The organism is Bacteroides sp. An19 (genome assembly GCF_002160215.1).
Classification (GTDB): Bacteria; Bacteroidota; Bacteroidia; order Bacteroidales; family Bacteroidaceae; genus Phocaeicola; species Phocaeicola intestinalis.
The window spans coordinates 1-5,681 of record NZ_NFKD01000110.1 but is presented as its reverse complement, the minus strand read 5'-3'; the positions used below and the strand labels follow the sequence as shown (position 1 = coordinate 5,681).

Annotated in this window: 6 protein-coding genes and 1 pseudogene; 2 read left to right on the top strand and 5 right to left on the bottom strand. The window is 45.5% G+C overall.

All coding sequences use genetic code 11. The features are described 5' to 3' along the window. Positions 1–149 precede the first annotated feature (149 nt). The gene (locus B5F25_RS20435; RefSeq protein WP_087251698.1) at positions 150–1,907 is read right to left on the bottom strand and encodes a gamma-glutamyl-gamma-aminobutyrate hydrolase family protein; all 1,758 of its coding nucleotides are present in this window, start codon (positions 1,905–1,907) and stop codon (positions 150–152) included. An 81-nt stretch (positions 1,908–1,988) separates the two neighbouring features. On the opposite strand from B5F25_RS20435, the gene B5F25_RS20430 reads away from it, so the two are divergent. Both B5F25_RS20430 and buk read left to right on the top strand, forming a co-directional pair. Then, the gene (locus B5F25_RS20430; RefSeq protein ID WP_087251697.1) at positions 1,989–2,918 is read left to right on the top strand and encodes a phosphate acyltransferase; all 930 of its coding nucleotides are present in this window, start codon (positions 1,989–1,991) and stop codon (positions 2,916–2,918) included. Further along, on the top strand, positions 2,915–3,988 hold the full coding sequence (gene buk / locus B5F25_RS20425; RefSeq protein ID WP_087213275.1) for a butyrate kinase: 1,074 nt from the start codon (positions 2,915–2,917) through the stop codon (positions 3,986–3,988). Before B5F25_RS20430 ends, buk begins: the two co-directional genes overlap by 4 nt. 151 nt (positions 3,989–4,139) lie before the next feature. Here the strand turns inward: buk and B5F25_RS20420 are convergent, their stop codons facing one another. From B5F25_RS20420 to B5F25_RS22275, 4 genes and pseudogenes are all read right to left on the bottom strand, one after another. Next, positions 4,140–4,454: a DUF4491 family protein gene (locus B5F25_RS20420; protein WP_022040985.1), complete on the bottom strand. Its 315-nt coding sequence runs from the start codon at positions 4,452–4,454 to the stop codon at positions 4,140–4,142. Then, on the bottom strand, positions 4,454–4,921 hold the full coding sequence (locus B5F25_RS20415) for an Lrp/AsnC ligand binding domain-containing protein (protein WP_022040984.1): 468 nt from the start codon (positions 4,919–4,921) through the stop codon (positions 4,454–4,456). Before B5F25_RS20415 ends, B5F25_RS20420 begins: the two co-directional genes overlap by 1 nt. 120 nt (positions 4,922–5,041) lie before the next feature. Further along, the gene (locus tag B5F25_RS20410) at positions 5,042–5,449 is read right to left on the bottom strand and encodes a hypothetical protein (protein ID WP_022040983.1); all 408 of its coding nucleotides are present in this window, start codon (positions 5,447–5,449) and stop codon (positions 5,042–5,044) included. Between the two features lie 18 nt (positions 5,450–5,467). Then, a pseudogene (locus B5F25_RS22275) lies at positions 5,468–5,681 on the bottom strand (hypothetical protein); the annotation flags it as partial.

Sequence of the window (5,681 nt, the reverse complement as noted above, 5' to 3'; positions counted from 1 at the left end):
GGCTATCTGACGAAGAACAGGAGCGAAAAAGACCAAAAAATCGCCCAAAGCACACACGAAAACGGATACATCAAGCCAAGAAAAACTTTTTGGAGAAATTCAAAACAGCTTCTAAAACAGAACGATGTAAATCATATCAGTATAAGACACTAAATTTTTTGTACTTGTTGCATTACCCGCAGGAAATTGCCTCCCCAAATCAGTTGGATGTCTTCTTCGCTGTATCGTTCATATAACAATTTGCGGGTAAAGTTTATCAACTCAGACGAGTCGTTGCAACCGATGATACCCCCATCTCCATCAAAATCGGTACCGATGCCTACATGGTCTACTCCTATGAGGTTGACGATGTGATGTAAATGTTCGATTGCATCATCAAGGGTAGCCGGACGGTCTGTACGGAGAAAACCACCATATAGGCAGAGTTGTACCACGCCACCTTTGCGGGCAATGGCTTTCAGTTGCTCATCGGTCAGATTACGTGGATGGTCACATAGAGCCCGGCTGGAAGAGTGTGAGCAGACTACGGGTTGGCGGCTGATATCCAGTGCATCGTAGAAACTCTGTTCGCCTGCGTGCGATAAGTCAACCAACATACCTACACGGTTCATTTCGTGGATGACCTGTTCGCCGAAATCGCTTACGCCCAGGTTTCCTTCGTTGTATCGTGCTGAACCGCAGATGTCGTTGTTCCCATTGTGACACAAGGTCATGTATACTACTCCTCGTTTGCGGAAACGTTCAATGTTGCTTAGGTCTTTTCCGATAGCATATCCGTTTTCGATACCCAGCATAATGGCTTTCTTGCCGGCTTGTTTCAGCCGGTACAGGTCTTTGGGGGTATAGGCAATGTCGATGGCGGTACAATTCATGGCTACCATGTGTTCTATCTCGTTCAATAACTGGTCGGCTTTAGCGGTAGCTGCCAGTAAGGCTTCATCGGTACGTTCTTTCTGCGGGAGGTAGGCTACCATGATGGTGGCATCTTGCCGTCCTTCCGTCATTTTATGTAAGTCAACCTTTATCTTCGGGTCTCGTGTGGCAAAGTTGATGCCTTGTTCGAAGAACATTGGAGTGTCGCAATGAGAGTCTAGTGTCAATATTCGTTGATGCAGTGCTTTGGCTTGCCGGAAAGAGTCTGCTTCTTGTAAGAGCCAGTTGAAGAGGGGCATCATGCATTCGTCGCCATTCAGGATGAAACATTCTGGGTGCCATTGCACGCCGAGCATTGATTTGCCTTCAGTACTTTCAATGGCTTCGATAATGCCATCGGCGGACGTTGCAGATATGCGGAAGCCAGGAGCTGGTTCTTTTACTGCCTGATGATGGAATGAATTGACAGGCAAAGTGTTCTGCCCCATAATTTTAGCAAGCTGGCTGTCAGTTGCTATCCGGACGGTATGTGAGGCATATGCACGGTCCAGGTCCTGGTTGTGTTTGATGAGTTCGTTTCCGGTCTGTGAATAAATATCTTGGTATAGGCTTCCTCCCAATGCGGCGTTCATTATCTGTATGCCCCTGCAAATACCTAGCATGGGTATTTGGCGATTGGCTGCCAGGCGGGCTATCAGTAATTCCTGCTGGTCACGATAAGGATTTATATTGTGTAATTCTTTTACTGGTTCTTCTTTCAGGAATAAAGGATTGATATCTCCTCCTCCACTTAATAAGAGTCCGTCTATATTGTCAAGGAGGTTTATCAAAATGTTATCGTTTTCGAATGGTGGTATAATAAGCGGAACACCTCCGGCTTTCAGAATGGAAGCATAATATCCTGGTGCAAGGCTTAGATTTCCTTCGCTGAAGTTTCCGGTGATGCCAATAATGGGGGCACTATTATGATTGGGGAACCGGCTGTGAAGTGCACGGTATGTGGATTCGATGTCAAATGTTTGAAACGTTTTCATAAGTTAAATCTTTGGTGGAATCAAGGCAAAGATAGGGATAAATTCAGATTTATTTCTCATCTTTGCCAAAAATCTGATGGTATGGAATTGCTTCGAACCCTCTCACAAGTGGTAAACCGTCTACGTTCGTCGTGCATCCGGCGGCGAGTGGCGGTGGTTTGTCCGAATGACCCTCATACGGAATACGTCATTATTCGTAGCTTGCGCGAAGAAATCGCTGAGTTTCTGTTGGTAATCGATTCGGCCCATAAGGATATGGCTTACCAGCTGCGTGGGGCATCTCCCGATTTTGTCAGGATATACGAAGCTTCCACGCCTGATGAAGCTGCGGCTTTGGCAGTGGAATTGGTACGTACAGGCGAGGCTGATATCTTGATGAAAGGTTTGATAAATACTGATAATCTGTTGCGGGCTGTGCTGAAGAAAGAGGTGGGACTGCTTCCTCCGGGCGGTGTGCTGAGCCATGTGGCGGTGGCACAAGTGCCTTTGTATCACAAGTTGCTGTTGTTCTCGGATGCGGCGGTTATCCCTCGTCCCACGCTCGAACAGTTTCGTGCAATGATATCATGTGACGTGGCATTGTGTCGTGAACTGGGTAATGAGCAGCCGCGTATCGCCTTGATTCATTGTTCGGAGAAGGTGAATGAGAAGTTTCCTCATACGCTGAGTTATGTTCACTTGAAGGAAGAGGCTCTGCAAGGTCGTTTCGGAAAAGTGTTCATTGACGGTCCGATGGATGCCAAGACGGCTTGTGACAGGCATAGCGGCGAAATCAAGGGATTGTCTTCGCCCGTAGTAGGTAATGCCGATGTGCTGATATTTCCCAATATTGAGGCAGGCAATACTTTTTATAAAACCCTTTCCTTGTTCGGTGATGCCAATATGGCAGGGATGCTTACCGGCACCATAGCTCCGGTAGTAGTGCCTTCGCGCAGCGATTCGGGCAACTCCAAGTTTTATAGCTTGGTGTTGGCATGTCTGGCAGGAAACTTAAATCAAGATACGTTATGAAAATACTGGTTATCAACCCTGGTTCTACTTCTACCAAGCTGGCGGTTTACGAGGATTTGGAACAGGTCTGGCGCGAAAGTGTCTTTCATTCTGCTAAAGAATTGGCAAGGTTTCATCATATCAACGAGCAATATGAGTACCGGCGCATGCATGTGCTTGATGCTCTGCAACGGGCAGGTATACCGATGGCGTTTGATGCCATTATCGGGCGGGGAGGCTTATTGCGTCCTACGCCGGGAGGGGTGTATCAAATTAATGAGCAAATCAAGTACGATTTGTGGCATGCTTCGGTAGAACATGCTTCCAATCTTGCTGCACCGATGGCAGACGAATTTGCCAGTCAGATAGGTTGCCCTTCGTTCATTGCCGATCCGGTAGTGACCGACGAGTTGCGCGATGTGGCACGTTTTTCGGGTATTCCTGAAATTCCCCGCCAGTCTGTTTTTCATGCTTTAAACAGTCGTGCCGTATCTCGCCGGTATGCAGCTTCTATTCAGAAGCATTATGAGGAACTCGATTTGGTGGTCGCTCATTTGGGAGGGGGCATTTCGGTCAGTGCGCATCGTCACGGCAAGGTAGTCGATGTTAACAATGCTTTGGATGGTGAAGGTCCGTTCAGTCCCGAGCGTGCCGGAACTATTCCCGCGCGTCAGTTGGTCGATTTGTGCTTCAGTGGCAAGTACACGCAGAAAGAAATCCATAAGATGCTGAATGGCAGGGGAGGGCTGCTCGCCTATTTAGGTACAACCGATGTACAGACTATTGTGCGTTGGGTGCATGCCGGTAATGTCCGTCATAAGCAGGTACTCGAAGCGATGGTTTATACCGTTGCCAAACAGATCGGGGCAATGCACGTGGCACTTCATGGACATACCGATGCCATTATTTTGACAGGAGGAATAGCCCATAATGCGTATGTGGTTTCTTTGTTGCGCGAATGGATAGAAGGGTTGGCGCGTATCGTAGTAATTCCTGGTGAGGATGAAATGGGAGCTTTGGCGATGAATGCCTTGGGAGTTTTGAAAGGCGAATTGCCTTTACAAAAATATGAAGCGATAGATAACGGCTGATTATAAGTCGCAGTTTACAATTTACGATGTCTGCATTCCATCAATAATATATCTGCATTGGCAAAGTAAGTATCTTTAATCTGGCATATAATTATTGAGGCTAATTGCAGACATTCATATTTGTAAATTGTAAGTTCTAAATGGCAAATACTTATCGGTATTCTTGTTCCCGTTTAGGATTCATTGGAAACCAGCCTTTTAATACACGCTCGCGCTGTTCGAATATTTCTTTAATGCTCCAGAATGAGGAAAAAGCAAATACTCCCAACAGGCTTGCTATCAAGAGGTCGTTTACCAGCACAGAGCCAATGATTCCTGCAATTCCCAACACAAGGAACCACCACCAGCACCTTGTGCCGAAGTAGTATTCGGCTTTGATGACTATAGGATGAAACATCCCAATAATCAGAAACGTACAGATGCCGATGGCGATTCCTCCGATATGATTGGTTATAAGCCAGTCCATCATTTCGAGCCTTTACGGATGGGGATTTCTTTTTTGATGCTTTGCTCCAGCGAAATCAGTGTTTCCGTAGCTGTAACTCCGGGGATTTCCTGAATTTTCGAATTCAATAATTCCATGAGGTGCTCGTTGTCGGTAGAATAAAGTTTGGTCAGCATCGTATAAGGCCCCGTGGTGAAGTGGCATTCTACAATTTCGGGAATCTTCTCCAGTTCAGCGACAACACTTTTATACATCGAGCCTTTTTCCAGCTTGATACCTACGTAAGTGCAGGTGCTGTAGCCCAAGCTTTTAGGATTTACGTGGTAACCCGAACCGATGATTACGCCGAGGTCAATAAGTCGTTGTACACGTTGGTGGATAGCGGCGCGTGATACGCCACATTCTGCTGCTACATCTTTAAACGGGATGCGTGCGTTCTGTGAAATGATTTCCAGAATCTGTTTGTCGAGATTATCAATCTTTTCCATAAGAATTAATCAGTCTTGTTTTATCATATTGTAAGCAAATATAGAAAAACTTTTTTAGGAGATTGGTATTTTAAGAGGAAAAAACATATTTTTTTGCTGAAAAAGAATATTTTTAGACTTTCATGGGTTAAGTAAAGCCTTTATATCCTCCATCTTTCGTCTTCTGTCGAATGAAAAAGTGTCGCTATGTGTATCTAAAAAGGTAAGCAGGTCAAGCACTTTTTCCCACAGCATTCTTTGTTGTTCTTTTGACGTTTTGATAGTTGAATCAAAGTAGAGCAGTTCAGCCAACAGTTCGATTCGTTGCATATATTCTTTTTCTGAAAACCGTGCTTGCATATACCCGATGATGATATCGGAACCGGCTTCATAGAAGAAAGCTTCGGGCTGGTGGAAATAGGAGGTGTACATATTGTTTGTTTCCACTTGAATGCTTGTTCCGTCATTTGTGTCTCGTTTTTCTTTCAGCTTTTCGAGTGCTTCGAAAAACTGGCGTATCAGTCGCATGATATAGTCTCTTTCCAACATCTTGATAGGTAATTAAGTCTAAAAAACGGTTTTTGGGCGCAAAGATATAAGGTTTTCTTTAATTCTTGTCAGATTTTGTAGAAGAATGTTGCAAGAAATAGCTGGAAAGTACCTCTGCCGGGGAGACCACTGCTCGTTTTTTATGAACTCAATGATGCGCCATTGCAGCACATCATCCAGCCCCCTGTTGCCGGGCGTATGACACCGGCGGGATTCTGCCATGTCATGCGCC